Below are 22389 nucleotides of genomic sequence, written 5' to 3' on the forward strand. Positions count from 1 at the left end.
TCGACGCCCCCACCGTCGTCATGACGCCCCCACCGTGGTCACGGCGTCGACGAGTTCCACCTGCACGGCGCGGATCTCCGCCGTGGTCGTCGCGACGCGTCCGTAGATCTCCATCACCTCGGCCTTGGTGAGTCCGTCCGTCGGGGTGTCCAGGACGACCTCGCCGTGCCGGAGCCCGACGATCCGGTCGGCCCAGCTGATCGCGAGGTCGACCTGGTGCAGGCTGCACACGACGGTGAGTCCTTCGTCGGCGGCGATCTCGCGGATGAGGGCCATCACCTGCTCGCTCGACTCCGGGTCGAGGGAGGCGACGGGCTCGTCGGCCAGGAGGATCGCCGGCTTCTGCATGAGGGCCCTGGCGATGGCCACGCGCTGCTGCTGGCCGCCGGACAGGGTGTCGCTGCGCTGGTAGGCGCGGTCGAGGAGGCCGACGCGGTCGAGGTGCTCCAGCGCGGTCAGCTTCGCGGCGCGGGGGTAGCTCCACAGCCCGAGCCGCGGGCCGCGCATCCGCGAGAGCGACCCGGTCAGCACGTTCTCCAGCACGGTCAGCGAAGGCACGAGCTCGAACTGCTGGAAGATGAAGCCCACGCTGCTGCGAAGCTGTCGCAGCGCCCGCCCCTTCATCGAGGGAACGGACGCGCCGAGCACCTCGACGGACCCGGAGCTGGGCAGCTCCAGGCCGTCGAGATGCCGCAGCAGCGTGGACTTGCCGGAACCGGAGAGCCCGAGCAGCACGACGATCTCTCCCCGCGCCACCTCGAGCGTGACGTCCTTGAGGGCGGTGGTGCTGCCGAAGGTCTTCGTGACGCCGGCGAGGCGGATGAGCGTGTCGGGTGCCGCGGTCATGGCTTCTCCTGTCGTCAGGCGCGGGGCGTCAGCCCTGGCACTGCTCGGCTTCGGTCTCGGCGCAGATGTCGCGGATGAGGTCGTAGTACGCGTCGTCCACCGGCTTGGTGGCGAAGAACACGCTGCGGAACGCGTCGGAGTCCGCGCTGTCGATGCCCGCCGCGATGATGTCGTCGATGGTGACCTCGCCGAGGGCGTCGACGAGCTGCGTCGCCACGTCGTCCGGCAGCGACGACGAGTAGACGAGCGGAGCACCCGGGACCATGGTCTCGGCGATGACCTTCACCTTGTCCGACTTCTCGACCTCGGAGTCCTCGGCGAAGCCGGCCTCGCACTCGACGCCCTCGCCGACCTTCTGCACGCTGACATCGTGCTTGCCCGCGAACACGGGGGTGATGTCGGTCTTCGGGTCGACGCCCGCCTCGATGAGGTTGTACGACGGGAAGAGGTAGCCGGAGGTGGAGGAGGGATCCACGAAGCACACCTTCTTGCCCGCGAAGTCCTCGAGGCTGGAGATGTCGCTGTCCGCCGGCACGATCGCCTGCGAGTAGTAGCCGGGCTCCTGGCCCTCCTCGGTGACGATGGAGGAGATCGGGGTGAGCTTCGCGCCGTTGTTCGTCGCGGTGACGTAGGTGAACCCGGAGAACGAGGCGACGTCGACCTTGCCGGCGACGGCGGCCTCGATGAGCGCGGCGTAGTCGGTGGACTCGTGGTACTCGACGGTCTTGCCGGTGACCTCGGCGATGTAGTCCATGAGCGGCTGGTAGTTCGTCTCGGTGTCCACCGAGTCGGGGACGACTCCGAAGACGAGCGTGTTCTCGTCGACGGCGAATCCGCCGGCAGACTGAGCGTCGGCGGAGGCGTCGGTGGCGTCGGCCGATCCGGAACAGCCGGCGAGGCCGAGCGCGAGGATCGCAGCGCCGGCGAGGGCAGGGAGAGCGCGGAGCTTCATGAGGACCTTTCAGGGTGGGAGGAGTGATCCAGGGACGACTCTCCCAGCCCCGCGGCCGAGATGTATACCTATCTCGGAAGAGTTCAGGCGGCGTTCACCCGGCATTCGCCTGGGTGAACGGCCACGCAACGCCCACTGTGCGACGGCGTCGAACGAAGTAATGTACCTATGTGGCCGAAGCTGTGTACACCCAGATCGCCGACGACCTCCGCGCGCGGATCGCCGACGGGACGCTCCGCCCCGGGGACGACGTGCCGACCGAAGCGGAACTCGCGGAGCGCTGGCGCACGTCACGCGGTCCGATCCGCAACGCCCTGGCTGCCCTCCGCGCCGAAGGGCTGATCGAGACGGGCCGCGGCCGCCCCGCGCGCGTGGTGGCACGGAAGGCGTATCAGGCGGTGGACGTCTCGGTTCCCTTCACCCGCTGGGCGCGGGACCTCGGCGTCTCGCCGGGCGCGCAGACGCAGGAGCTCAGCCTGCGTCGCGCGGGAGACCTCGCCTCGGCCCTGGGCGTGGGACGCGACGACACGATCGTGAGCGTGGTCCGGCTGCGGCTTCTCGACGGTCGACCGACGATGCTGGAGCGCCTCGCGTACACCGAGGACGTCGGGCGACGCCTGTTCGAGGTGGACCTCGACGAGGTGTCGATCACCGAGTACCTCGCCTCGGTCGGCCATCCCATCGTCACCCTGCAGCACGTGATCGATGCCGTGGCCGCCGACGACCAGGACGCCGCGCTCCTGCGTGTGCCGCGCGGAACCCCGATCCTCCGCCTCACGCGGACGTCGCGGGACGCCGAGGGGCGCATCTTCGAAGCATCGGAAGACCGCTACCTCAGCGAGGTGGTGCGCTTCACGGTGGCGGCATCCGGGATATCGACGGACGGACACTACATGAGAGCGGTGGGCGGCTGAGGCCCGGAACAGATTCGCGACCGCGGGCGCGGGAGTTTAAGAAGCCAGAAAGATCGCGCCCGCGATCGCAGCGCTGGGGACGCTTTATCTGGGGAGCCTTCAGCATATGTCGGCGCCGCGAGGCCGCTGAAGTGCCGAATGTCGAGACACTCGTAGACTTTCGTCTACGGTCTCAGGCCCGGAATCACGGGCGCCGTCTCAGACTACGCGGGGCTCACACCACCGGCAACACGGCGGAGACGAGCCAATGCCCGTCCACCTCCCCGGCGCTGAACTCGCCGCTGGCGCCCATCACGCGTTCGGCCATCCGTCCGAGTCCGGTCCGGCTGGAGGAGAGCTCGCGACGCGGCGTGGTGGGCAGCGGGCTCCGCAGCGACAGGTGGGCCTTGTCGTCGTCCACGGCGAGACGGATCTCGACGGTGCCGGGGCCCGCGTACTTCAGGACGTTCGTCGCCGACTCGCGCACGATGCGCGCGAGCACGATCTCCACGGCCCGGGGGATGCGCTCGTCGCCGGGGTCGCCATCGAGGATGACCTCGTGCCCGGCCGCTTCGAACTCGGTCTGCGCCTCCTCGACCGCCGCGACGAGGTCGCCCGTCGGCATACCCGCGGCACGGGGGCCGTCGTCGGCGAGGTCGATCACGAAACGGAGGTCGGTCATGGCCTTGCGGGCGGCGACACGGATCGCCTCCCGGGAGCCATCGCTGGCGTCGGGGTCTTCGAGCATCTGCACGTGCAGCGACACCACGGTGAGGTGATGCGCGATGCTGTCGTGCAGCTCGCCGGCGATCCATCGTCGCTCGGCGAGGACGGCTTCCCGTTCCTGCTGCGCCGCAGCCTCCAGCTGACGCTCGAGTCTGCTGCCGCGGGCGAACGCCAATCGGAGGGCGAAGCCGACGGCACCCGCGACTGCGGCGAAGACGAGATAGAGGGCGACATTCACGCCGGAATCCGCATCGCCGAAGGCGACGATAGCGGCAGAGACGAGAAAGGCCCCCGTGTAGGACAGGATCAACGCGGTCCACCCGAGTCGCATGACCAGCCCGGCCGCGACAGCGGCGGCGGTCAAGACCTGGGATTCGGTTCCTGCCAGAAAAGATAGGGCGAACACGACGCCGAGGGCGCATGTCGCGATGAGGGGTTTCCAGAGATAAAGGGCGAACACTGCCGACGACGCGATGCTCACCAGGACGGCCGCGGGATTCACACCCGGGGCGACGATGAGGCCGATGACGTCGACCGCGACGGTGATGGAGATGATCGCTAGAACGACGATGCGCTCGATGGCAGTGAGCTTCTCGCCTCGAACCAGTCGGAGCGAATCCGCGGAACCGCGAATCGAATGGTCGAAGGCCATGGTTCACTATCTCCTATTCGCCAGGTACTCTAGCGGACGAGACCAAAGAACTTGCCAACCTGCTGCCAGAAAGTCATTACATTCACCTCCGTTCTAGTGCCGTTTGTCGATGTCTGTATTCATCTTCTCGGCGGCGCGCGGAGCGCACATCTGGCGTTCGTCCAGACCTCGATAGCCAAAGGTCTACATCCTCAGAGCGCCCGCTTCACGCCGTTAGGCTTCCTCCATGCAGGAAATCCGCGTGGTGATCGTCGATGACGATCCTCTGGTCCGCTCGGCGCTGTCGCACTTCGTGTCGCGCGCGCCCGAGATCACGGTCGTGGCGCAGGCGGAGGACGGTGTGGAGGCCCTCACGACGGTCGAGCGCGAGAAGCCCGACGTCGTGATGATGGACGTCCAGATGCCGGAGATGAACGGCATCGAGGCGACTGCGGCGATCGCCGAACGGTGGCCCGACGTGCGCATCCTCGCCGTCACCACACTCGACGGCAGCGACACGGTGCTGCCCATGCTGAGCGCCGGCGCCTCCGGCTACCTGCTCAAGGACTCCAGCGCGGAGGAGATCGTCACGGGCGTGCGCGAGGTGTTCGCGGGAGCGAGCTCGCTGTCGCCCCGCATCGCGTCGATGCTCATCCGCCATGTGCGCGACTCCACTCCCACCGCGGCGGCGGAGACCCTCGAACCGCTCACCGAGCGCGAGGAGGAGGTGCTGCAGTGCCTCGCGAAGGGCATGTCCAATGCCGAGATCGCGAAGGCGCTCATCGTCTCGGAGGGAACCGTGAAGGCCCACCTCGGTCGCATGATGTCGAAGTGGCACCTGCGCGACCGCGTGCAGATCCTCGTCACGGCCGCCCACGCCGGCCTCGTCACCTTCCGGTGAGCCGCGGCCTCAGAGCGCGAGCAGCACGATCCCGGTGAGGACGACCAGCGAGGCGCCGATCCGCCAGCCGGGCCGGGACTCGCGCAGGACGAAGGCGCCGAACAGGCTCACGAGCACGACGCTGACCTCCCGCAGCGGTGCCACGAGAGCCACCGGAGCGATCTGGATGGCCGTCAGCACGAGGATGTAGGACAGCGGCGACAGGATGCCGAAGGCCAGGATGCGGCGCCACTGCGTGCGCCCCAGCGCCACGACAGCACCCCATCGTCCGCGCACCGCCACGGAATAGAACGGCACCTGCAGCAGCGTCGTCCCGACCATGAACGCCACGGGTGACAGCTCCCACTCCCGCACCGCGTGGGCGTCCCAGATCGTGTAGACCGCGATGGCCACGCCGGTGAGAGCACCGAACAGGAGGCCGGGGTCGATGCGGCGCCCGCTGCCCGCCGGACGGCGGTCGACGAACCCGATCGCGACCACACCGGCGATCACCGCGGCGACGCCGACGAGCGCCAGGGCCGAGGGGCGTTCGCCGAGCAGGAGCACGGCGACGATCACGGAGAGGAAGGGGCCGGTGCCGCGTGCGGTCGCATAGACGGTCGACAGGCTGCCCTCCCGGTAGCCGCGCTGCAGCACGGCCATGTAGGCGACGTGCAGGACCGCGGAGACGGAAACCCCGAGTGCGAACGAGCCGAGGTCGGCCGCACCGAGTCCGCCCGTGAACGGCACGGCCCCGATCCAGACGGCGGTGCTGGCGACCGCACCCCACCACAGGAACGGCGAGCCGGCGCGGCTGATACCGTGCGCGATGACGTTCCAGGACGCGTGGGCGATCGCGGCGGCGAGGACGAGGACGAGAGCGACAGCGGACACGGCAGACCCTTCCCTCCGCCGCGGGCGCGACGAATCGGGTCCTCCGGGCTTTTGTCCTGTCAGATGACGGCCCTCCTGCGGAGGAGGACCGTGGCGCCGCTCGGACCAGACGGGTGCAGACCCCGGAACCCTAGGCGCTATCGCCACCACCCTATCCCCGACCGGGAGGGGCGCGGCGACCGGGCGCGACTACGCTCGAAGGACACCCTGCGCAGGAAGGTCATGCCATGCCCGTCACCCCGGACGCCCTCGCCCACGCCGAAGACCTCGCCGACTTCGTCGCCGCCTCCCCGTCGAGCTACCATGCCGCCGCCGAGACCGCCCGCCGTCTGGAGGAGGCCGGCTTCACGCGGCTGCAGGAGGAGGACGCCTGGCCTGCGCAGCCCGGAGGCCGGTACCTCGTGGTCCGCGACGGCGCGACGATCGCGTGGGTGGTGCCGGAGGATGCGTCTTCCACGACGCCCGTGCACGTGTTCGGAGCGCACACCGACTCCCCCGGCTTCAAGCTCAAGCCGCAGCCCACCACCGGAGCCCGCGGCTGGCTGCAGGCCGCCGTCGAGGTGTACGGCGGTCCGCTGCTGAACTCCTGGCTCGACCGGGAGCTGCGCCTCGCCGGCCGGCTCGCCCTCGCCGACGGCCGGGTCGTCCTCGCCGACACCGGAGCCCTGCTGCGCCTCCCCCAGCTCGCCATCCACCTCGATCGCGGGGTCAACAACGGCCTCGCGCTCGACAAGCAGACCGAGACGCAGCCGGTGTGGGGTCTGGGCGATCCGACCGAGGCCGATCTGCTGGCCGAGCTCGCCGACTCCGCCGGCGTGGACGCCGCAGAGATCCGCGGCTACGACGTCGTGGTCGCCGACGCCGCGCGGGGTGCCGTGTTCGGCAAGGACGACGCGTTCTTCGCCTCCGGCCGGCTCGACGACCTCGCCTCGGTGCACGCGGGCGTCGTGGCCCTCGCGGCACACGCCCCCGTGGCGGGCGCGCCGATCGCGATCCTCGCCGCGTTCGATCACGAAGAGCTCGGTTCCGAGTCGCGCTCCGGCGCCGCAGGCCCCTTCCTCGAAGACGTTCTGGAACGGCTGTACGCGGGGCTCGGCGCCGACGGCTCCGCCCGCCGCCAGGCGTACGCGTCGTCGTGGTGCCTGTCCAGCGACGTGGGGCACTCCGTGCACCCGAACTACATCGGCCGGCACGACCCCGTCGTGCAGCCCGTGCTCGGCTCCGGACCCATCCTCAAGCTCAACGCCAACCAGCGCTATGCGACCGATGCGGTCGGCGCCGCCTCGTGGCGGAACTGGTGCGATCGGGCCGAGGTGGTGACGCAGGAGTTCGTCTCGAACAACAGCGTGCCGTGCGGCTCGACGATCGGCCCGATCACCGCGACCCGGCTCGGCATCCGGACGGTCGACGTGGGCATCCCGATCCTCTCGATGCACTCCGCCCGCGAGCTCGCCGGCGTCTCGGACCTGCACGACCTGACCCGCGTGGCCGGGGCCTTCTTCGCCGGCTGAATCGGGCCGCGCGGAGTGTGCCCCCGGAGTGCCAGGATGTGAGGATGAACGACATCAGGCCGGCTCTCATCGAGCGTGCAGGCATCGAGATCATCCCCGAGTCCGAGCGGACCGCCCAGCCCCGCGACCTGTTCTGGCCGTGGTTCGCGGCGAACGTGTCGGTGTTCGGGATGTCGTACGGCTCGTTCGTGCTCGGCTTCGGCATCTCCTTCTGGCAGGCGACGGTCGTCTCGGTCATCGGCATCGTCGTGTCGTTCCTGCTCTGCGGGCTCATCGCGATCGCGGGCAAGCGCGGGTCGGCGCCGACGATGGTGCTCTCCCGGGCCGCGTTCGGCGTGCAGGGGCAGAAGGTGCCGGGGATCGTGTCCTGGCTCACGTCGATCGGGTGGGAGACGTTCCTCGCGATCATGGCCGTGCTCGCGACGGCGACCGTCATCACGCAGCTGGGCGGCGACGGCGACAGTCTGTGGCTGAAGATCCTCGCGACCGTGATCGTCGCCGCGCTGATCGTCGCCGCCTCCGTGCTCGGGTACCACACGATCATGCGGCTGCAGTCGGTGCTGACGTGGATCACCGGCGTCGTGACGATCGTCTACATCATCCTCGCCGCGCCGACCATCGACCTCGCCGCGGTGCTGGCCCGTCCTGACGGGGGCATCGGCCAGGTGGTCGGCGCGCTCGTGATGGTGATGACCGGATTCGGGCTGGGGTGGATCAACATCGCCGCGGACTGGTCGCGCTACCAGAAGCGCACCGCGTCCGACGGGGCGATCGTCGCCTGGAACACCATCGGCGGCTCGGTGGCACCGGTCATCCTCGTCGTCTTCGGTCTGCTCCTCGCCGGATCGGACGAGGAGCTCATGGACGCGATCGCCGCGGACCCGATCGGCGCGCTGGCGAGCATCCTGCCCGTGTGGGTGCTCGTGCCGTTCCTCCTCACGGCCGTGCTCGCGCTCGTCTCCGGTGCGGTGCTCGGCATCTACTCCTCCGGGCTGACCCTGCTCAGCCTCGGCATCCGCATCCCGCGGCCGTCCGCGGCGGCGATCGACGGGGCGATCCTCACCGCGGGGACCATCTTCGTGGTGTTCTTCGCGACCGACTTCCTCGGCCCGTTCCAGAGCTTCCTCATCACCCTCGGCGTGCCGCTGGCCTCCTGGGCCGGCATCCTCATCGCCGACATCCTGCGTCGCCGGAAGGACTACGACGAGGCGGCCCTGTTCGACAGCCGCGGCCGCTACGGCGCCTGGGACTGGACCTCGATCGGCACCATGGTCGTCGCGAGCGTGATCGGGTGGGGCCTCGTGCTCAACGGCTTCGCGGACGCCGCGCCGTGGAACAACTGGCAGGGATACCTCCTGTTCCTCGTCGGCGGGGCGGACGGGGACTGGGCGTACGCGAACCTCGGAGTGTTCGTCGCCCTCGTGCTCTCGTTCCTCGTGACCTGGTTCGCGCGGGCGGGGAAGATCCGGCGGCAGGAGTCGTGAGCCCTTCGACAGGCTCAGGGACTCAGGGGGCGGCAGGCTCAGGGCCCCAGGACGAGAGCTGGCTCGTGGTGGTCGATCCGCAGGTGATCTTCGCGTCGCCCGACTCGGCCTGGGGCTCGCCGTTCTTCGCCGCCGCGATGACGAACATCCGGCGCCTCGCGGACGCCTTCGGCGAGCGCGTGCTCGTGACCCGGTGGCTGCCGACGGCCGACCGCTCGACCTCCTGGGGCGAGTACTTCGCCGCGTGGCCGTTCGCCGACCGCCCCGCTGACGACCCGTTGTACGCGCTCGTCCCCGAGGCGGAAGGGCTGTCTCCACATCCCACCGTCGACCTCCCGACGTTCGGCAAATGGGGTCCGGAGCTGGAGGCGATCGTGGGGCGCGGTGGTCGGATCGTGCTCGCAGGGGTGTCCACGGACTGCTGCGTCGTGTCCACCGCTCTCGCCGCCGCGGACGCCGGGGCACGCGTGACGCTCGCGGCGGATGCCTGCGCCGGCTCCACGGCCGAGAACCATGCGGCCGCCGTGCAGGTCATGTCCCTGTATCCCCCGCAGATCACCGTGACCGACACCGCCGCTCTCCTCTCCCCCTGACCCCGCCCCGGGCCCGCACCCCGCGCCCGTGCCGGACGGAAATCGCACCTCCGCACACCGTTTCGCGCCCGTTGTCGATCCCGCACGCCGGCGAGCCCTCCCAGCGGGACGGATCCCGCACCTCGCGCGGGCCCACCGGGCACGGTTTCGATCCCGCACGGAGTCCGCGTCGCGGGACGCGAAACGCACCTCCGCCGCGCGACGGCGGTGCGTTATCGATCCAGCACCGTGCTGCGGCGTTCGGGCGGGACGGAAAGTGCACCTCGGCAGCCGCGGGGAGGAGCGTTACTGAACCCGACAGGGGCGAGCGTCAGGCGTGGGCGCGGACCGCGGCGGCGATGTCGGCGGGAGTTCCGCGCCACGGAGCACCATGGCCGGGAAGGACCCACTCGGCGTCGAGCGCCGCGAGGCGGTCGAGCGAGGCCAGGGCTTCCGCGGGCTCGTCGGTGAACGGGGCGGGTTGCGCGCCCTCCTCCCCCGTGAGCACATGCCGCGTGGTCAGGGCGTCGCCGACGAACACCGCGCCGACCGCCGGGACGTGCACCGCGATGCTCCCCGGCGAGTGCCCCGGAAGACCCACGACGACCGGGGCCCCGGGGAGGTCGAGCACGTCGCCGTCCGCGACCTCGGAAACCTCGGTGACGTGGCGCGTGCGGAGCGCACTCTTGCGGAGGCCGTAGGCGAGGAACCCGAGCATGGGACCGATCCGGGAAGGACCCATCGGGGTCTTCGGCTTCTCCCCGGTACGCACGCGGTGTGCATCGGCGCCGTGGATGTACACCGGAACGCCGGACTCGCGACGCAGTCGTTCCGCGAATCCGATGTGGTCGCTGTCGCCGTGGGTCAGCACGAGTCCGCGGATGTCGGACAGCGGGCGGCCGATCACGGCGAGCTCCCGCTGAAGGTCATGCCAGTGCCCGGGCAACCCGGCGTCGACGAGGGTGATGCCCTCGGGCAGGTCGATGAGGTACGAGGCGACGATGTCGTTGCCGAGGCGGTGGAGGTGAGGGGCGAGCTTCATGATGATCCTCTCGGGCGATTGCGATGGCTACGTTACGTAGCTATCATGGCTACTGTCAATAGCCATCGAGGAGGATCCATGCCCACCCCCGAACGCACGTCGATCGATGCCATCGTCGCGGCCGGCCAGGAGATCATCGAGGCCGACGGTCCTGCGGGGCTCACGATGCAGGCGGTCGCGGAGCGTGTCGGCGTGCGGGCCCCCTCCCTCTACAAGCGCGTGCGCGATCGTGAGGCGTTGCGAGTCGCGGTCGCCACGGCATCCGTCGATGCCCTCGCGACCCAGCTCGAGGCGGCCGGCGACGACCTCTCCACGCTCGCCCGGACCTATCGCACCTTCGCTCATGCGCACCCGGAGGGTTTCCGCCTCATGTTCAACGCCGCGGTCTCCCGCGAGGCCCTGGAACGCTCCGCCGCCCCCGTCATCCGCGCCTGCGCCACCGCGGTCGGCGAGACGGACGCTCTCGACGCCGCGCGTCTCTTCACCGCCTGGGCCACCGGATTCCTGCAGATGGAACTGTCCGGGGCGTTCCGACTCGGGGGTGACGTCGACCGCGCCTTCGAGTACGGCCTCCGGCGTCTCCTCGCGAGCCTCGCCGGGTGAGGACGCTCGTCATTCGCGGTCCACGACGGCGGATGCTGGCACACTGAGGCCGTGGAAGACTCCCGCAGCACCGCCGGAACCGTGGCCGCGAAGACCGGTCGGACGCCCTGGCGTCGCACGAAGATCGCCGTGGGCACCCTCGCCGCGGTCGCCGCCGTCGTCGCGATCGTCGGCGCGCTCACCCCGTGGCCGTCCGCGATGATCATCCGCTCCGTGTTCACGAAGGGCGGCGACGAGACCGCCGCCGAGATGACGAAGCACGTCCCGGACACCGCCCTCGACGAGCGGAAGGATGTCGCCTACGGTGACGCCGGTGCGGACACGACGATGGACGTCTTCCGCCCCGCCTCCGCCGACGGCGCACTGCCGACCGTGGTGTGGATCCACGGAGGCGCCTGGATCTCGGGATCGAAGGAGGACGTCGATCCCTACCTCCGCATCCTCGCCGCGGAGGGCTACACGACCATCGGCGTGAACTACACCCGCGGACCCGAGGGCGTGTATCCGCTCGCCGTCCACCAGCTCGACGAGGCCCTCGCCTACATCGACGCGCACGCGGCGGAACTGGGCGTCGATCCGCGCCGCATCGTGCTGGCGGGAGACTCCGCCGGGGCCCAGCTCGCCAGCCAGATGGCGACACTCATCACGAATCCGGACTACGCGGAGATCCTCGGCATCCGCCCGTCGATCCTCGCCGATCAGCTCGTCGCGACCGTGTTGAACTGCGGCGTCTACGACCTCGCCGCACTGGCAGAACTCGACGGGGTCGCCGGATGGGGCTTCAAGTCGGCGATGTGGGCGTACTCCGGCACGAAGACCTGGGCGGAGGACTCGACGGGGGCCACGATGTCGACCGTCGACTGGGTCACGGCCGACTTCCCCGCGACCTACATCTCCGGCGGCAACGGCGACGGTCTCACCTGGCTCCAGTCGATCCCGATGTCGAAGCGGCTCCAGGAGCTCGGGGTCGACGTGACGCCGGTGTTCTGGCCCGCGCCGCACGAGCCGGAGCTCCCGCACGAATACCAGTTCCACCTCGATCTCCCCGAGGCCCGGAAGGCGCTTGCGGACACCATCGCCTTCCTCGACGCGCACACCCGCTGACCCGGCCCCTTTCGTCAGGCGCAGGCTGCCACCGTTGCACGACCCCGCCACGGATGCACGACCCGAATCCTCCGGATACCCGTGCCACCGTCTCCGAATCGTGCAGGCGGACCCGGGCACGGATGCACGACCCGGGCACAGATGCACGACTCCGGCACGGGTGCACGACCGAATCCTCCGGATACCCGTGCCACCGTCGCCGGGTCGTGCCGATGCGTCGGGAATCGGACATAACGTCTCTGTGACGACCGGCACGGAAATGATATGTTCACGGGATGCACACCGAGAACGAACGCGCACTCGAGTCCGGGATCGTCACGGACCTCTCCGGCCGCATGACCTACGGCTCGTACCTCGCGCTCGACCAGCTCCTCACAGCACAGCACCCGGTGAGCGACCCGCAGCACCACGACGAGATGCTGTTCATCATCCAGCACCAGACGACGGAGCTCTGGCTGAAGCAGCTGCTGCATGAGCTCAGCTCGGCGCGGGAACTGCTCGCGGCCGACGACCTGCGCGACGCCCTCAAGCGCATCGCCAGAGTCAAGCGCATTCAGGACGTGATGACGCAGCAGTGGTCGGTGCTCGCGACACTGACCCCGACGGAGTACGCCCAGTTCCGTGGCGCGCTCGGCAACTCGTCCGGCTTCCAGTCGGTGCAGTACCGCGCCGTGGAGTTCGCGCTGGGCAACAAGAACGAGAAGATGCTGAGCGTCTTCCGCGACCACCCCGCGAACCTCGCGCTCCTCACGGCCGAGTGGGAGAAGCCCACGCTGTACGACGAGTTCCTCCGCTACGCGTCGCGCCGCGGGCTCCCCGTCCCGCACGGGATCCTCGACCGGGACGTGCGCCAGCCGTACCGCGAGACCCCGGCCCTCGTACCCGCCATCCGCGCGATCTACCAGGACCCGCGCACCCACTGGGACCTCTACGAGGCCTGCGAGGACCTCGTCGATCTCGAGGACAACTTCCAGTTCTGGCGCTTCCGCCACCTCAAGACCGTGTCCCGGACCATCGGGATGAAGGTCGGCACGGGTGGATCGAGCGGCGTCGGCTTCCTGCAGCGCGCCCTCGACCTGACGTTCTTCCCGGAGCTCTACACCGTCCGCACCGAGATCGGCTCCTGATGCTCGCGGCGACGTTCTTCGACGGCGAGCGCTGGCGCGACGGCGTCGTCGGGCTCGGCGCGGACGGGCGCCCCCAGCTCCGCGATGAGGAGCCCTCCCCCGGCACCCCAGCCCTGGCCGGACGCATCGTCGGCGGCTTCACCGACCACCACGTGCATCTGCAGCTCGTCGACCATGCACTCCTGGCCTCGTCGCGCCTCGGGCGGGTGGTCGACCTCGGCGGCGATCCGTCCACGGTCGCGGGGATCGCCCGGCACCACTCCGGAGGTTCGTCGACCCGACGCGGTTCTGACGCGTCGCGCACCGTCCACTACGCCGGCGCGTTCCTCACTCCTCCCGGCGGGTACCCCTCGGACCGCGCGTGGGCGCCGGCAGGTTCGGTCCGGGAGATCGCCGACTCCGCAGCGGCCGCGACCGTGATCGAGGAGCTGGTGGCGGCCGGCGCCTCCGGCATCAAGGTCGCGAGCAACAGCACCGCCGGCCCGACCTTCTCCGACGCCCTCTTCCGCGCGATCGTCGAGCTCGCCGTGGCGCACGGCCTCCCCGTCGTCGCCCACGCCGAGGGCCCTGGCGAGGCGCAGCGCGTCGTCCGCCTCGGAGCGAGCCAGCTCGCGCACGCCCCGTTCACCGAGCGTCTGGATGACGAGGAGATCGCGGAGCAGGCCGTCCGGGCCTCCTGGATCAGCACCCTCGCCATTCACGACCCCGCCGCGAGGGTCATCGCGATCGACAACGTCGCCCGCTTTCATGCCGCCGGCGGCACCGTCCGCTACGGCACCGACATGGGCAACGGCCCGACTCCCGTCGACCTGAACCCGACCGAGGTCGCCGCCCTCCGCACCGCCGGGCTCGACGACGAGGCCGTCCTCCGCGCCCTCGCGCCGGTCGACCCGCTCGATCCCCGCTCTCTCCTCCTCCTGCTGCCACCGGGATCCGCCGATCCCCTGGCCGCCCGCCCCCTCACCGCCGCCGACCTGAAGGTGTGACATGACCGACCGCTCCGCCGACACCACCCTCCTCGACGCCGCCCGCGCCCTGGACGCCGCCGACCCGCTCGCCGCGCATCTCGACGCCTTCGTCGAGGCCCCGGGCGTCACCGCCTACCTCGACGGCAACTCGCTCGGGCGGCCGCTGCGCGACGTGCCGGAGAAGCTCGCCGCGTTCGTGCGCGAGGACTGGGGCACCCGCCTCATCCGCTCCTGGGACGAGCAGTGGATGGCCCTGCCGATGGAGCTCGGAGACCGCATCGGCGCCGTCGCCCTGGGCGCGGGGCCGGGGCAGACGGTCGTGTCCGACTCCACGAGCGTCCTGCTGTACAAGCTCATGCGGGGGGCCCTTCGACAGGCTCAGGGACCCAGGGGCGCGACTCAGGGCCCCAGGGGCACGGCTCAGGGATCCGCGGGGCGGACGGAGCTCGTGATCGAAGAGGGGAACTTCCCCACCGACCGGTTCCTCGCCGAGGGCGTCGCGGCGGAGATGGGGGCCACACTGCGCTGGATCACGCCCGACCCGGTGCACGGCGTCACGGTCGACGACGTCGCAGCCGTGGTCTCCGAGCGGACCGCGCTCGTCTCGCTCAGCCACGTCGACTACCGCTCCGGCGCCCTCGCCGACATGCCCGCCATCACCGCCGTCGTCCATGACGCGGGAGCGCTCATGCTGTGGGACCTCTGCCATTCGGCGGGTGTCGTGCCGATGCAGCTCGACGACTGGGGCGTCGACATGGCCGTCGGCTGCACCTACAAGTACCTCAACGGCGGCCCGGGATCGCCCGCGTTCGCCTACCTCCGCCACGACCTGCAGGGCCTGCTGCGGCAGCCGATCCAAGGCTGGTGGAGCGCGGCCGACATCTTCGCCATGGGCCCGGAGTACGTCCCCGCCGACGGCATCCGTCAGCTCCTCAGCGGCACGCCGCCGGTGACCTCGATGCTCGCGATGCAGGGGATGATCGACCTCATCGAGCAGTCGGGGATCGACGGCGTGCGCGCGAAGTCGGAGTCGCTCACCGCGCTCGCGGTCCGGGCGTACGACGAGCTGCTCGCGCCGCTGGACGTCCGCCTGCTCAGCCCTCGCGACCCGGCGCGACGCGGCGGACACATCACGATCGGCCACCCCGATTTCCGGGAGGTCACCCGGAGGCTCTGGGCGGACGGCGTCATCCCCGACTTCCGCTTCCCGGACGGGATCCGGCTCGGGCTGTCGCCGCTCAGCACTTCGCACGCCGAGACCGTCGCCGGGGTGCTCGCGGTCAGGGATGCGTTGGAGTCCGGTGTCTCCTGAGCCCGCGGCGCCGGTCGTGCTCGATGACATCGACGCCCGCCCCGGCAGCACCGCCTCGCTCCTGCGCACCCTGATCGGCCTGTATCTGCGCCCGCTCGGAGGCTGGATCTCGGCCGCCGATCTCGTGGCGCTGGCCGCCGACCTCGGCATCCCCGCCGCTCCCGCCCGGACGGGCATCGCCCGTCTCAAGCAGAAGAGCCTGCTCCTGCCGGAGCGCCGCGACGCCGTCGGCTACCGGCTGAGCCCGGCGGCCGTGCCGATGCTGGAGCGCGGCGACCGCCGGATCTTCCGGATGCAGGAGATGACCGACGACGATTCGTGGTGCCTCGTGTCGTTCTCGATCCCGGAGAGTGCGCGCAGCGTGCGTCATCAGCTGCGCCGGCGCCTGCAGTGGATCGGCGCCGGCGTCGTCTCCCCCGCCCTGTGGATCTGCCCCGGGCACCTCAGGGCGGAGGCGGAGCAGATCCTCGACGAGCTCGGTGCCCGCCGCTGGGCGACGCTGTTCGACGCGTCGGCCCCCGCCCCGGCCGGCACGCTGGCCGAGGCCGCGGCGGCGTGGTGGGACCTGGACGCGCTGCGCGGCGAGCACGAAGCCTTCCAGGCCTCGCTCACCGCGCTCCCCGATGCGCCATTCCCCGCGTACGTGCACCTCATCGACCGCTGGCGGGTGCTGCCCTACACCGATCCGGGACTGCCCCCGGCGATGCTGCCGGCCGACTGGCCGGGCGGACGCAGCTTCGAGGCGTTCGCCCGGCTGTCGGCGGCGTGGGCGGCACCCGCCCTCGCGCATGTCCGCACCGTGACGGCCTAGTCGGTCCGGGCGACCTCGCGCACGAATCCGGTCACGTGCTCCTGCAGCCGCAGGATCCGCATCTCGCGCGCGAGCTCGCGGTCGTACCCCGGATAGGCCAGCGGCGGGAGCTTGCGCACCGCCGCGTTGCAGCCGAACTCCGCGCACACGAGCACACCGACCGTGTCGCCCTTGCGGCCGGCGGCCCCGGCGCGTCGGGCGACGTACAGCTGCACGTCGTTGCGGAGCGTCACGTCCTCGCACCACGAGCACTGGGCGCGGGCGAGCACGCGCTGCTCGGCGCGCTGCAGCACGACGCCCACGGGTTCGTCGTCGATCCACACGACGACATAGGCGCGCCGGGGCAGCTTCGGGTCGATCCAGCCGAGGTAGTCGAGCCGGTCGAAATCGGTCTCGGCGAAGCCGGGCGGCAGAGTGATGTCGGAGACCTCCTTGCGGGAGGCGTTGCAGAAGGAGGCGCGCAGGGCGCGCTCGTCGATGGGACGCATGAGGGGAAGAGCTTTCGGTGTGATCGCCGGAACGGCGAGACGGATCGGAGGATCACCCGGACGATGCCGGGGTACGACGCAGCACCGGGGACGGGGTTCCGCCTCCGGCCGGTCCTCAGCCTCTGCCTGCGGCGCTGAACGCGCCTGCAGCTCCGCTCCGCGCCCCGAGGGCACTCATCGACGACAGCACCCGGCGAGCCTACACCCGTTTGTTTCGTCGCGTGTCGGGAGCGCTGCGGGATCCCGACCTCGTCGACGTACTCTGGCCGGACGCCGATCCGAAGGAGTCCCCGTGTCCACGCCGCTGCACCACCGTCCGCCCCTCGAGGTGCGTGAGCGTGCGACGTGCATGTGCAGGAACGGCGGCCGCTGCTCCTCGTCGGCCCCCGGCCACGCCCTGCACCTGATCCAGGAGCGTCTCGCCGCGGCGACCCCGGCGCGATGGGCGGACGCGTTCGTGATCGCGGCGGATCCGGTCGCCGGAGACCTCGTCGTCCGCACGCTCGACGGCACCACGCACACGCTGTGGAACGGCTCCGGCGCCGCGCTGGAGGCCGCCATCGGCAGCCCGGTCGCCCTCCACCTCGACTACGCCGTGCTCGCCGTGGGACGCACCCGCTTCAACGTCGCCGTCGTGTGACCAGGGCCTGACCCCCTCGGGTCAGGCCCTCGCCATCATCATGTCGCGGACCGCCATGCACGCGTTCATGCAGGCCTGGCACGCCTGAGCGCAGAGGCGGCAGACGTCGCTGTGATCGGCATGCTGCATGCACTCGTCCATGCACATCTGGCACATCGCGATGCACGCGTCCAGCATCGCCATCATCGTGGCCGGGGTCATCCCCTGCATGCGGAGCATCGATCGCATCATCGTGTGGCACATGTCCGCGCAGTTCATGCACGCGGGGGCGCAGTCCATCTCCTGCGTCGCGCACACCGTGCAGGCCTGCTCGCAGGCGGCACACGCGTCCATACACGCCTGGAGCACCGACATGTCCATCATCGCCATGTCCGGCATCGACTCCATGTTCTTGGACATGGCACCCATCATCATCGCGTCCATCGCACACCGCTCCCTTCGTCCAGGACGACGGGCAGGACACCCGCCTGGCGCCAGGCTAACCCCTGTGCGGGCGGGAGTCGATGGGGGCGGAACGTTGACACGCCCGTCGGTGAATGTCAATCCCGTGGACGGACCGCGACGCCGGTGCGACGCTCGAAGAGCAATCGATCCGTCCAGGAGAGGAGCCTCTTATGAGTGGCGCAGATGACATGAAGAATTCCGCTGAGAAGCTGGGTGGCAAGGTCAAGGAAGGCTTCGGCAAGCTCACCGACAACGAGAAGCTCGAGGCCGAAGGCCAGGCGGATCAGGTGAAGGCCGACGCGAAGCAGGCCGGCGAGAACGTGAAGGACGCCGCGGGCAAGGCCGGCGACAGCGTCAAGGACGCGTTCAACCGCTGATCCCCCACCCGCTGAACCCATGAAGAGGGGGAGGCTCGCCGATGGCGAGCCTCCCCCTCCGCACTCGGGTCAGACCTTGCGGCTGCCGGTGATCGCTCGGATCAGCCAGGCGATCACGGCGATGGCCAGGAGCACCAGACCGACCCACAGCAGGAACTGGAGCGACTGCACCAGTCCTCCGGTGATCGCGAGGATCACGGCGATGACGATGACGATGATCAGGAGGATGTTCATCGGTCTTTCCCTTCTCTGGGGGCGCGGGCGCCCGACTGCGGTGACCTCACGCTAGACCCGAACCACACCCTCTCTGGAGGGGGTTGACTTGGACCCTCCCGATGCGCGAAGGAGCAGAGCAATGCCAGGACGACGCAACAACTCGCTGAAGGATCCGGAGCTGTACGAAGAGCTCCGCGACGACGGGGCTTCGAAGGAGAAGGCCGCCCGCATCTCGAACGCGGCCGCACGAGACGGCCGCAGCTCGGTCGGCCGCCGCGGCGGGAAGCACGGGGACTACGAGGACTGGACAGTTCCCGAGCTGCGGAAGCGCGCGAAGGAGTTGGGGCTCACCGGCTACAGCGGCAAGCGCAAGGCCGAGCTCATCTCCGAACTGCGAAACCACTGACCCGGATGACGCGCTTCGGGATCGAGGAGGAGTTCCTCCTGCTCGATGAGGATTCGCTCGTCCCCGTCGCCCTCAGCGGTGACATCCTGGAGCGCATCGGCGATGACGTCACCGCCGGACGCGTGACCACCGAGTACCTGGCCTCGCAGGTCGAGGCGCTCACCGACCCGGTGCGCACCGGCGCCGAGGCCGTCCAGCAGCTGACGGCGTTGCGCACGGCCATCGGGAGGCAGGCACGCGTCCGGCGCGCGATCGCGGCACCGACCGGCGCGCCGTTCACCACTCTCCGCTCGCCGCGCCTCTCGCCGTCGGCGCACTACGACGACGTCGCGCGACGGCTGGCGCACCTCACCCGCGAGCACGAGGTCAACGGCCTGCACGTGCACGTGGAGGTGCCGGACGAGGAGGAGCGGGTCCGTTCCCTGAATCGGCTTCGCGCGTGGCTGCCCCTGCTGCTCGCCCTCAGCACGAACAGCCCGTTCGGCAACGGTCTCGACACGGGTTTCGCGAGCTGGCGGAGCATGCTCATCCGCCGACTCCCCTCGTCGTGGTGTCCGCCCCGGTTCGCCGACGTCGACGACTACCGCACGCGCGTGGACCAGCTCCTCGACCTCGGGACCATCGGCGAGGCGACCTCCCTCTCCTGGGCGGTGCGCCTCTCCGAGCGCTACCCGACCGTGGAGGCGCGCGTCGCGGACACGCAGCTCACCGCGGAGGACGCCGTCCTCTCCGCGCTGCTGACCCGCGGGATCGCCCTGTCGTCCGGGCAGCGGATCGTCGCCGATGAGACGGAGACGATCGACGCGTCGATCTGGATGGCGTCGCGAGCCGGGATGACGGCCCGCCTCCTGGATCCGCTCACGGGCGAGATCGCCCCGGCCTGGACGGTGGCGGAGCACCTTCTCGACGACATCGGACCGGTGCTGGACGAGCTCGGCGATGCGGACGCGGTGCGGGCGGGCCTCGCCCGGATACGGGCCGACGGGACCGGCGCGGCACGGCAGCGTGCGGCGCACGCACGGGACGGGCTCCCCGCGCTCCGACGGCTCCTGCAGGAAGGTACCGGAACACCGCCTGACTGACCGGCCCTCGCGTCCGTCGCCCGGAGTAGGGTCGGCCTGTGTCATCCTTCGCCCCGCTCCAGCGGCTCGTCATCGCGATCGCCGTGCTGGCCTCGTTCGTCACGTTCCTCGACGGGACAGTGGTGAACGTCGCCCTTCCCGCCATCAGCGAGGAGCTCGGCGGCGGGATCACCACGCAGCAGTGGGTCGTCGACGCATACCTCATCACCCTCAGCGCGCTGATCCTGCTCGCCGGCTCCCTGTCCGACGCCTACGGACGGGTGCTGGTGATGCGGATCGGCCTCATCGCCTTCGGCATCGCGTCCGTCGCGGTCGCCGCCGCGATCGACCCGCTCATGCTCATCGTGGCCCGCGGGGCGCAGGGGGCGGCCGGGGCCCTGCTCGTCCCCAGCTCCCTCGCGCTCATCACCGCGACCATGCGCGGCGACCTCCAGGCGAGGGCCATCGGCGTCTGGACCGCCTTCACCACGGCCGCTCAATTGGTCGGTCCGCTGCTCGGCGGGCTCTTCGTCGACTTCCTGTCCTGGCGCTTCGTCTTTCTCATCAACGTCCTCCCCATCGGGGTGACGCTGGTGCTGCTCGCCCGCCTGCATCTGCCGGAGCACCCGCGAGGCGTCCGCGTCGACTGGTGGAGCGGAGCACTGTGCGCCCTGGGCCTGGGCGCCATCGTCTTCGCCCTCATCGAGCAGCCGAACCTCGGGTGGGCCTCCCCCGCGATCTGGATCCCCGCCGTGGCCGGGGCCGCGCTCTTCGCCGTCTTCCTGTGGCGCCAGGGCCGCTCGGCCACGCCGCTCATGCCGCTCTGGCTGTTCCGGGTGCGCGACTTCGGGTGGGGCAACCTCGCCACGCTGTTCGTGTACGCCGCGCTCTCCCTCAACGGCTTCGTCGTCGGCGTCTACCTCCAGCAGGGGGCGGGACTCAGCGCGACGGCGGCGGGGCTCGCGAGCCTGCCGATGACGATCCTCATGATCCTGCTGAGCTCCCGTGCCGGCGGGTGGGCAGGGCGCTGGGGCCCGCGCATCTTCATGACGCTCGGACCGCTGATCATGGCCGTCGGAGCCCTGATGCTGCTGACCGTGAACGCCGCCTTCGATTACTGGGCCCAGGTGCTCCCCGCCATGATCGTGATGGGCCTGGGCCTGTCGCTCACCGTCGCCCCACTGACGGCCGCGATCCTCGGCGCCATCGATGAGAACCACTCCGGCATCGCCTCCGCCGTGAACAACGCCGTCTCCCGCGTCGCCGGTCTGCTCGTGGTCGCGATGCTGTCGACCATCGTCGGCGGCACCCTCGACCTCGACGGGTTCCACAACGCAGCCTGGGTGACGGCGGCGCTCCTCGTGCTCGGCGGCGTCGTGTCGTGGATCGGGATCCGCCGGAACCCCTCGGAGGCCACGGCCCCGCCCGCCGACGCCCCCGCACAGCCGACGCCTCAGCCGCGATGAGCCTCCCTCGTCCCCCGCGCGGTCGAAGCAGCGCACGCGTCTCCCTGGCGCCGGCGGCCCTCGTCGCGGTCGGGATCCTCGCCCTCTCCGCCTGCACCGCTCCGTCCGCTCTCCCCGCGGAGGGAACGGCGCCGTCGGCCGCTGTCGCGCTGGTTCCGACCGCCGCCCTCCCGGACTACCAGCTCGGCGGCGCCTACGACCCGCCCGAGGGTGTGGGGATCGTCGCCCGCGACCGCAGCGCGGAGCCCGCCGCCGGCCTCTATTCCGTCTGCTACGTCAACGGCTTCCAGACCCAGCCGGGCGAGCTGGACACCTGGCCCGACGACCTGCTCCTGCACGACGGCGACGAGGTGGTCGTCGATCCCGACTGGCCCGACGAGGCCCTCCTGGACACCGGCAGCGCGGCACAGCGGTCCCGCATCGCCGAGATCGTGATCCCGTGGATCGAGGGCTGTGCAGACTCCGGCTTCCAGGCGGTCGAGTTCGACAACCTCGACTCGTTCTCGCGCGCGGACGGCGCCCTGAGCCTGGACGACAACCTCGCCCTCGCGGAGCTCTTCGTCGACGCGGCGCACGGCGTCGGGCTCGCCGCCGGGCAGAAGAACGCGGCCGAACATGCCGACGCCCTGAAGGAGCGCGCGGGCTTCGACTTCGCCGTGACGGAGGAGTGCGCCGCCTACGCGGAGTGCGGCGCGTACACCGCGGTCTACGGGCCGCACGTGATCGACATCGAGTACACGGATCAGCTCCCTCGGCCGTTCGCGGAGCTGTGCGCCGACCCGGACACCCCGGCGTCGACAGTGCTCCGCGATCGCGACCTCGTCGCTCCGGACGAGGAGGGGTACGTGTTCGCCGGGTGCCCGTGACGGCGGGCGCGCTTGCCTGCCGAGCGCCTCGGCGTCAAGTCCCTGGTGGTCTCCGCTCGCGCGGGTGAG

25 protein-coding genes are annotated in these 22389 nt (G+C 70.5%); 17 read left to right on the top strand and 8 right to left on the bottom strand.

Going from position 1 to position 22389, the window contains the following annotated elements:
- Positions 1-18: 18 nt before the first annotated feature.
- Both phnC and AB0300_RS02675 read right to left on the bottom strand, forming a co-directional pair.
- Positions 19-846, bottom strand: a complete 828-nt coding sequence (phnC, locus tag AB0300_RS02670) for a phosphonate ABC transporter ATP-binding protein (RefSeq protein ID WP_366215393.1) — start codon at positions 844-846, stop codon at positions 19-21.
- Positions 847-874: 28 nt separating this feature from the next.
- Positions 875-1798 (bottom strand): phosphate/phosphite/phosphonate ABC transporter substrate-binding protein, encoded by a 924-nt coding sequence (locus AB0300_RS02675; protein WP_338566702.1) that lies wholly within the window; start codon positions 1796-1798, stop codon positions 875-877.
- A 170-nt stretch (positions 1799-1968) separates the two neighbouring features.
- Between AB0300_RS02675 and AB0300_RS02680 the strand changes: the two genes are divergently transcribed.
- Complete coding sequence (locus tag AB0300_RS02680; RefSeq protein ID WP_366215394.1) at positions 1969-2712, top strand: GntR family transcriptional regulator; 744 nt, start codon at positions 1969-1971, stop codon at positions 2710-2712.
- A 214-nt stretch (positions 2713-2926) separates the two neighbouring features.
- Here AB0300_RS02680 and AB0300_RS02685 read toward each other — a convergent pair whose 3' ends face one another.
- Positions 2927-4069, bottom strand: a complete 1143-nt coding sequence (locus AB0300_RS02685; protein ID WP_366215395.1) for a histidine kinase — start codon at positions 4067-4069, stop codon at positions 2927-2929.
- Between the two features lie 226 nt (positions 4070-4295).
- Between AB0300_RS02685 and AB0300_RS02690 the strand changes: the two genes are divergently transcribed.
- Positions 4296-4949, top strand: a complete 654-nt coding sequence (locus AB0300_RS02690) for a response regulator transcription factor (protein WP_231729504.1) — start codon at positions 4296-4298, stop codon at positions 4947-4949.
- 9 nt (positions 4950-4958) lie between these two features.
- Here AB0300_RS02690 and AB0300_RS02695 read toward each other — a convergent pair whose 3' ends face one another.
- The gene (locus tag AB0300_RS02695) at positions 4959-5822 is read right to left on the bottom strand and encodes an EamA family transporter (RefSeq protein WP_025102501.1); all 864 of its coding nucleotides are present in this window, start codon (positions 5820-5822) and stop codon (positions 4959-4961) included.
- A gap of 227 nt (positions 5823-6049) precedes the next feature.
- On the opposite strand from AB0300_RS02695, the gene AB0300_RS02700 reads away from it, so the two are divergent.
- The 3 genes from AB0300_RS02700 (at position 6050) to AB0300_RS02710 (ending at position 9410) form a co-directional block, all read left to right on the top strand.
- On the top strand, positions 6050-7333 hold the full coding sequence (locus tag AB0300_RS02700) for a M18 family aminopeptidase (RefSeq protein ID WP_025102502.1): 1284 nt from the start codon (positions 6050-6052) through the stop codon (positions 7331-7333).
- Positions 7334-7377: 44 nt separating this feature from the next.
- Entirely contained in the window at positions 7378-8817 is a 1440-nt protein-coding gene (locus AB0300_RS02705; RefSeq protein ID WP_366215396.1) for a cytosine permease, read from the top strand.
- A gap of 65 nt (positions 8818-8882) precedes the next feature.
- A complete protein-coding gene (locus tag AB0300_RS02710) occupies positions 8883-9410 on the top strand; it encodes a cysteine hydrolase (RefSeq protein ID WP_366215458.1) in 528 nt (175 codons plus the stop codon).
- Positions 9411-9720: 310 nt separating this feature from the next.
- Here AB0300_RS02710 and AB0300_RS02715 read toward each other — a convergent pair whose 3' ends face one another.
- Positions 9721-10431: an MBL fold metallo-hydrolase gene (locus AB0300_RS02715; protein ID WP_085605805.1), complete on the bottom strand. Its 711-nt coding sequence runs from the start codon at positions 10429-10431 to the stop codon at positions 9721-9723.
- A gap of 78 nt (positions 10432-10509) precedes the next feature.
- Between AB0300_RS02715 and AB0300_RS02720 the strand changes: the two genes are divergently transcribed.
- The 6 genes from AB0300_RS02720 to AB0300_RS02745 all read left to right on the top strand — a co-directional run bounded on the left by AB0300_RS02720 (position 10510) and on the right by AB0300_RS02745 (position 16356).
- A complete protein-coding gene (locus AB0300_RS02720; protein WP_062765483.1) occupies positions 10510-11034 on the top strand; it encodes a TetR/AcrR family transcriptional regulator in 525 nt (174 codons plus the stop codon).
- A gap of 51 nt (positions 11035-11085) precedes the next feature.
- Positions 11086-12138, top strand: a complete 1053-nt coding sequence (locus AB0300_RS02725) for an alpha/beta hydrolase (RefSeq protein ID WP_366215397.1) — start codon at positions 11086-11088, stop codon at positions 12136-12138.
- A 275-nt stretch (positions 12139-12413) separates the two neighbouring features.
- Positions 12414-13265: a tryptophan 2,3-dioxygenase family protein gene (locus tag AB0300_RS02730; protein WP_366215398.1), complete on the top strand. Its 852-nt coding sequence runs from the start codon at positions 12414-12416 to the stop codon at positions 13263-13265.
- Entirely contained in the window at positions 13265-14251 is a 987-nt protein-coding gene (locus AB0300_RS02735) for an amidohydrolase family protein (RefSeq protein ID WP_366215399.1), read from the top strand. The genes AB0300_RS02730 and AB0300_RS02735 overlap by 1 nt, the downstream gene beginning before the upstream one ends.
- A gap of 1 nt (position 14252) precedes the next feature.
- Positions 14253-15545 (top strand): aminotransferase class V-fold PLP-dependent enzyme, encoded by a 1293-nt coding sequence (locus tag AB0300_RS02740; protein WP_366215400.1) that lies wholly within the window; start codon positions 14253-14255, stop codon positions 15543-15545.
- A complete protein-coding gene (locus AB0300_RS02745) occupies positions 15535-16356 on the top strand; it encodes a PaaX family transcriptional regulator C-terminal domain-containing protein (protein WP_366215401.1) in 822 nt (273 codons plus the stop codon). The genes AB0300_RS02740 and AB0300_RS02745 overlap by 11 nt, the downstream gene beginning before the upstream one ends.
- Here AB0300_RS02745 and AB0300_RS02750 read toward each other — a convergent pair.
- A complete protein-coding gene (locus AB0300_RS02750) occupies positions 16353-16844 on the bottom strand; it encodes an FBP domain-containing protein (protein ID WP_366215402.1) in 492 nt (163 codons plus the stop codon). The genes AB0300_RS02745 and AB0300_RS02750 overlap by 4 nt on opposite strands.
- A 292-nt stretch (positions 16845-17136) precedes the next feature.
- Here AB0300_RS02750 and AB0300_RS02755 point away from each other — a divergent pair, with 292 nt between their 5' ends.
- Complete coding sequence (locus AB0300_RS02755) at positions 17137-17484, top strand: hypothetical protein (RefSeq protein WP_366215403.1); 348 nt, start codon at positions 17137-17139, stop codon at positions 17482-17484.
- 21 nt (positions 17485-17505) lie between these two features.
- Here the strand turns inward: AB0300_RS02755 and AB0300_RS02760 are convergent, their stop codons facing one another.
- The gene (locus tag AB0300_RS02760; RefSeq protein WP_366215404.1) at positions 17506-17907 is read right to left on the bottom strand and encodes a hypothetical protein; all 402 of its coding nucleotides are present in this window, start codon (positions 17905-17907) and stop codon (positions 17506-17508) included.
- A 191-nt stretch (positions 17908-18098) separates the two neighbouring features.
- On the opposite strand from AB0300_RS02760, the gene AB0300_RS02765 reads away from it, so the two are divergent.
- Positions 18099-18305, top strand: coding sequence for a CsbD family protein (locus tag AB0300_RS02765; protein ID WP_025102515.1), 207 nt, complete (start codon positions 18099-18101; stop codon positions 18303-18305).
- Between the two features lie 69 nt (positions 18306-18374).
- On the opposite strand, the gene AB0300_RS02770 is transcribed toward AB0300_RS02765, so the two are convergent.
- Positions 18375-18539 (bottom strand): hypothetical protein, encoded by a 165-nt coding sequence (locus tag AB0300_RS02770; RefSeq protein WP_164498167.1) that lies wholly within the window; start codon positions 18537-18539, stop codon positions 18375-18377.
- Positions 18540-18660: 121 nt separating this feature from the next.
- Here AB0300_RS02770 and AB0300_RS02775 point away from each other — a divergent pair, with 121 nt between their 5' ends.
- The 4 genes from AB0300_RS02775 to AB0300_RS02790 are packed head-to-tail and all read left to right on the top strand — an operon-like array spanning position 18661 to position 22320.
- Positions 18661-18927 carry a Rho termination factor N-terminal domain-containing protein gene (locus AB0300_RS02775; protein WP_025102516.1) on the top strand — a complete coding sequence of 89 codons (267 nt, stop codon included), beginning with the start codon at positions 18661-18663 and terminating at the stop codon, positions 18925-18927.
- 5 nt (positions 18928-18932) lie between these two features.
- Positions 18933-20009, top strand: coding sequence for a YbdK family carboxylate-amine ligase (locus tag AB0300_RS02780; protein WP_366215405.1), 1077 nt, complete (start codon positions 18933-18935; stop codon positions 20007-20009).
- Positions 20010-20047: 38 nt separating this feature from the next.
- A complete protein-coding gene (locus tag AB0300_RS02785; protein ID WP_366215406.1) occupies positions 20048-21454 on the top strand; it encodes an MFS transporter in 1407 nt (468 codons plus the stop codon).
- Entirely contained in the window at positions 21451-22320 is an 870-nt protein-coding gene (locus AB0300_RS02790; RefSeq protein ID WP_366215407.1) for an endo alpha-1,4 polygalactosaminidase, read from the top strand. The genes AB0300_RS02785 and AB0300_RS02790 overlap by 4 nt, the downstream gene beginning before the upstream one ends.
- Positions 22321-22389 lie beyond the last annotated feature (69 nt).

It is taken from the genome of Microbacterium sp. NPDC078814 (assembly GCF_040702645.1).
In the GTDB taxonomy this organism is placed as follows: Bacteria; Actinomycetota; Actinomycetes; order Actinomycetales; family Microbacteriaceae; genus Microbacterium.

Excerpts from the sequence above, each read along its gene's own strand:
- AB0300_RS02790 (WP_366215407.1), top strand. The coding sequence starts at position 21,451 with ATGAGCCTCCCTCGTCCCCCGCGCGGTCGAAGCAGCGCACGCGTCTCC.
- AB0300_RS02765 (WP_025102515.1), top strand. The coding sequence starts at position 18,099 with ATGAGTGGCGCAGATGACATGAAGAATTCCGCTGAGAAGCTGGGTGGC.
- AB0300_RS02730 (WP_366215398.1), top strand. The coding sequence starts at position 12,414 with ATGCACACCGAGAACGAACGCGCACTCGAGTCCGGGATCGTCACGGAC.
- AB0300_RS02770 (WP_164498167.1), bottom strand. The coding sequence starts at position 18,539 with ATGAACATCCTCCTGATCATCGTCATCGTCATCGCCGTGATCCTCGCG.
- AB0300_RS02700 (WP_025102502.1), top strand. The coding sequence starts at position 6,050 with ATGCCCGTCACCCCGGACGCCCTCGCCCACGCCGAAGACCTCGCCGAC.
- AB0300_RS02690 (WP_231729504.1), top strand. The coding sequence starts at position 4,296 with ATGCAGGAAATCCGCGTGGTGATCGTCGATGACGATCCTCTGGTCCGC.
- AB0300_RS02760 (WP_366215404.1), bottom strand. The coding sequence starts at position 17,907 with ATGGACGCGATGATGATGGGTGCCATGTCCAAGAACATGGAGTCGATG.
- AB0300_RS02735 (WP_366215399.1), top strand. The coding sequence starts at position 13,265 with ATGCTCGCGGCGACGTTCTTCGACGGCGAGCGCTGGCGCGACGGCGTC.
- phnC (WP_366215393.1), bottom strand. The coding sequence starts at position 846 with ATGACCGCGGCACCCGACACGCTCATCCGCCTCGCCGGCGTCACGAAG.
- AB0300_RS02775 (WP_025102516.1), top strand. The coding sequence starts at position 18,661 with ATGCCAGGACGACGCAACAACTCGCTGAAGGATCCGGAGCTGTACGAA.
- AB0300_RS02705 (WP_366215396.1), top strand. The coding sequence starts at position 7,378 with ATGAACGACATCAGGCCGGCTCTCATCGAGCGTGCAGGCATCGAGATC.
- AB0300_RS02715 (WP_085605805.1), bottom strand. The coding sequence starts at position 10,431 with ATGAAGCTCGCCCCTCACCTCCACCGCCTCGGCAACGACATCGTCGCC.
- AB0300_RS02675 (WP_338566702.1), bottom strand. The coding sequence starts at position 1,798 with ATGAAGCTCCGCGCTCTCCCTGCCCTCGCCGGCGCTGCGATCCTCGCG.
- AB0300_RS02685 (WP_366215395.1), bottom strand. The coding sequence starts at position 4,069 with ATGGCCTTCGACCATTCGATTCGCGGTTCCGCGGATTCGCTCCGACTG.
- AB0300_RS02780 (WP_366215405.1), top strand. The coding sequence starts at position 18,933 with ATGACGCGCTTCGGGATCGAGGAGGAGTTCCTCCTGCTCGATGAGGAT.
- AB0300_RS02720 (WP_062765483.1), top strand. The coding sequence starts at position 10,510 with ATGCCCACCCCCGAACGCACGTCGATCGATGCCATCGTCGCGGCCGGC.
- AB0300_RS02750 (WP_366215402.1), bottom strand. The coding sequence starts at position 16,844 with ATGCGTCCCATCGACGAGCGCGCCCTGCGCGCCTCCTTCTGCAACGCC.
- AB0300_RS02740 (WP_366215400.1), top strand. The coding sequence starts at position 14,253 with ATGACCGACCGCTCCGCCGACACCACCCTCCTCGACGCCGCCCGCGCC.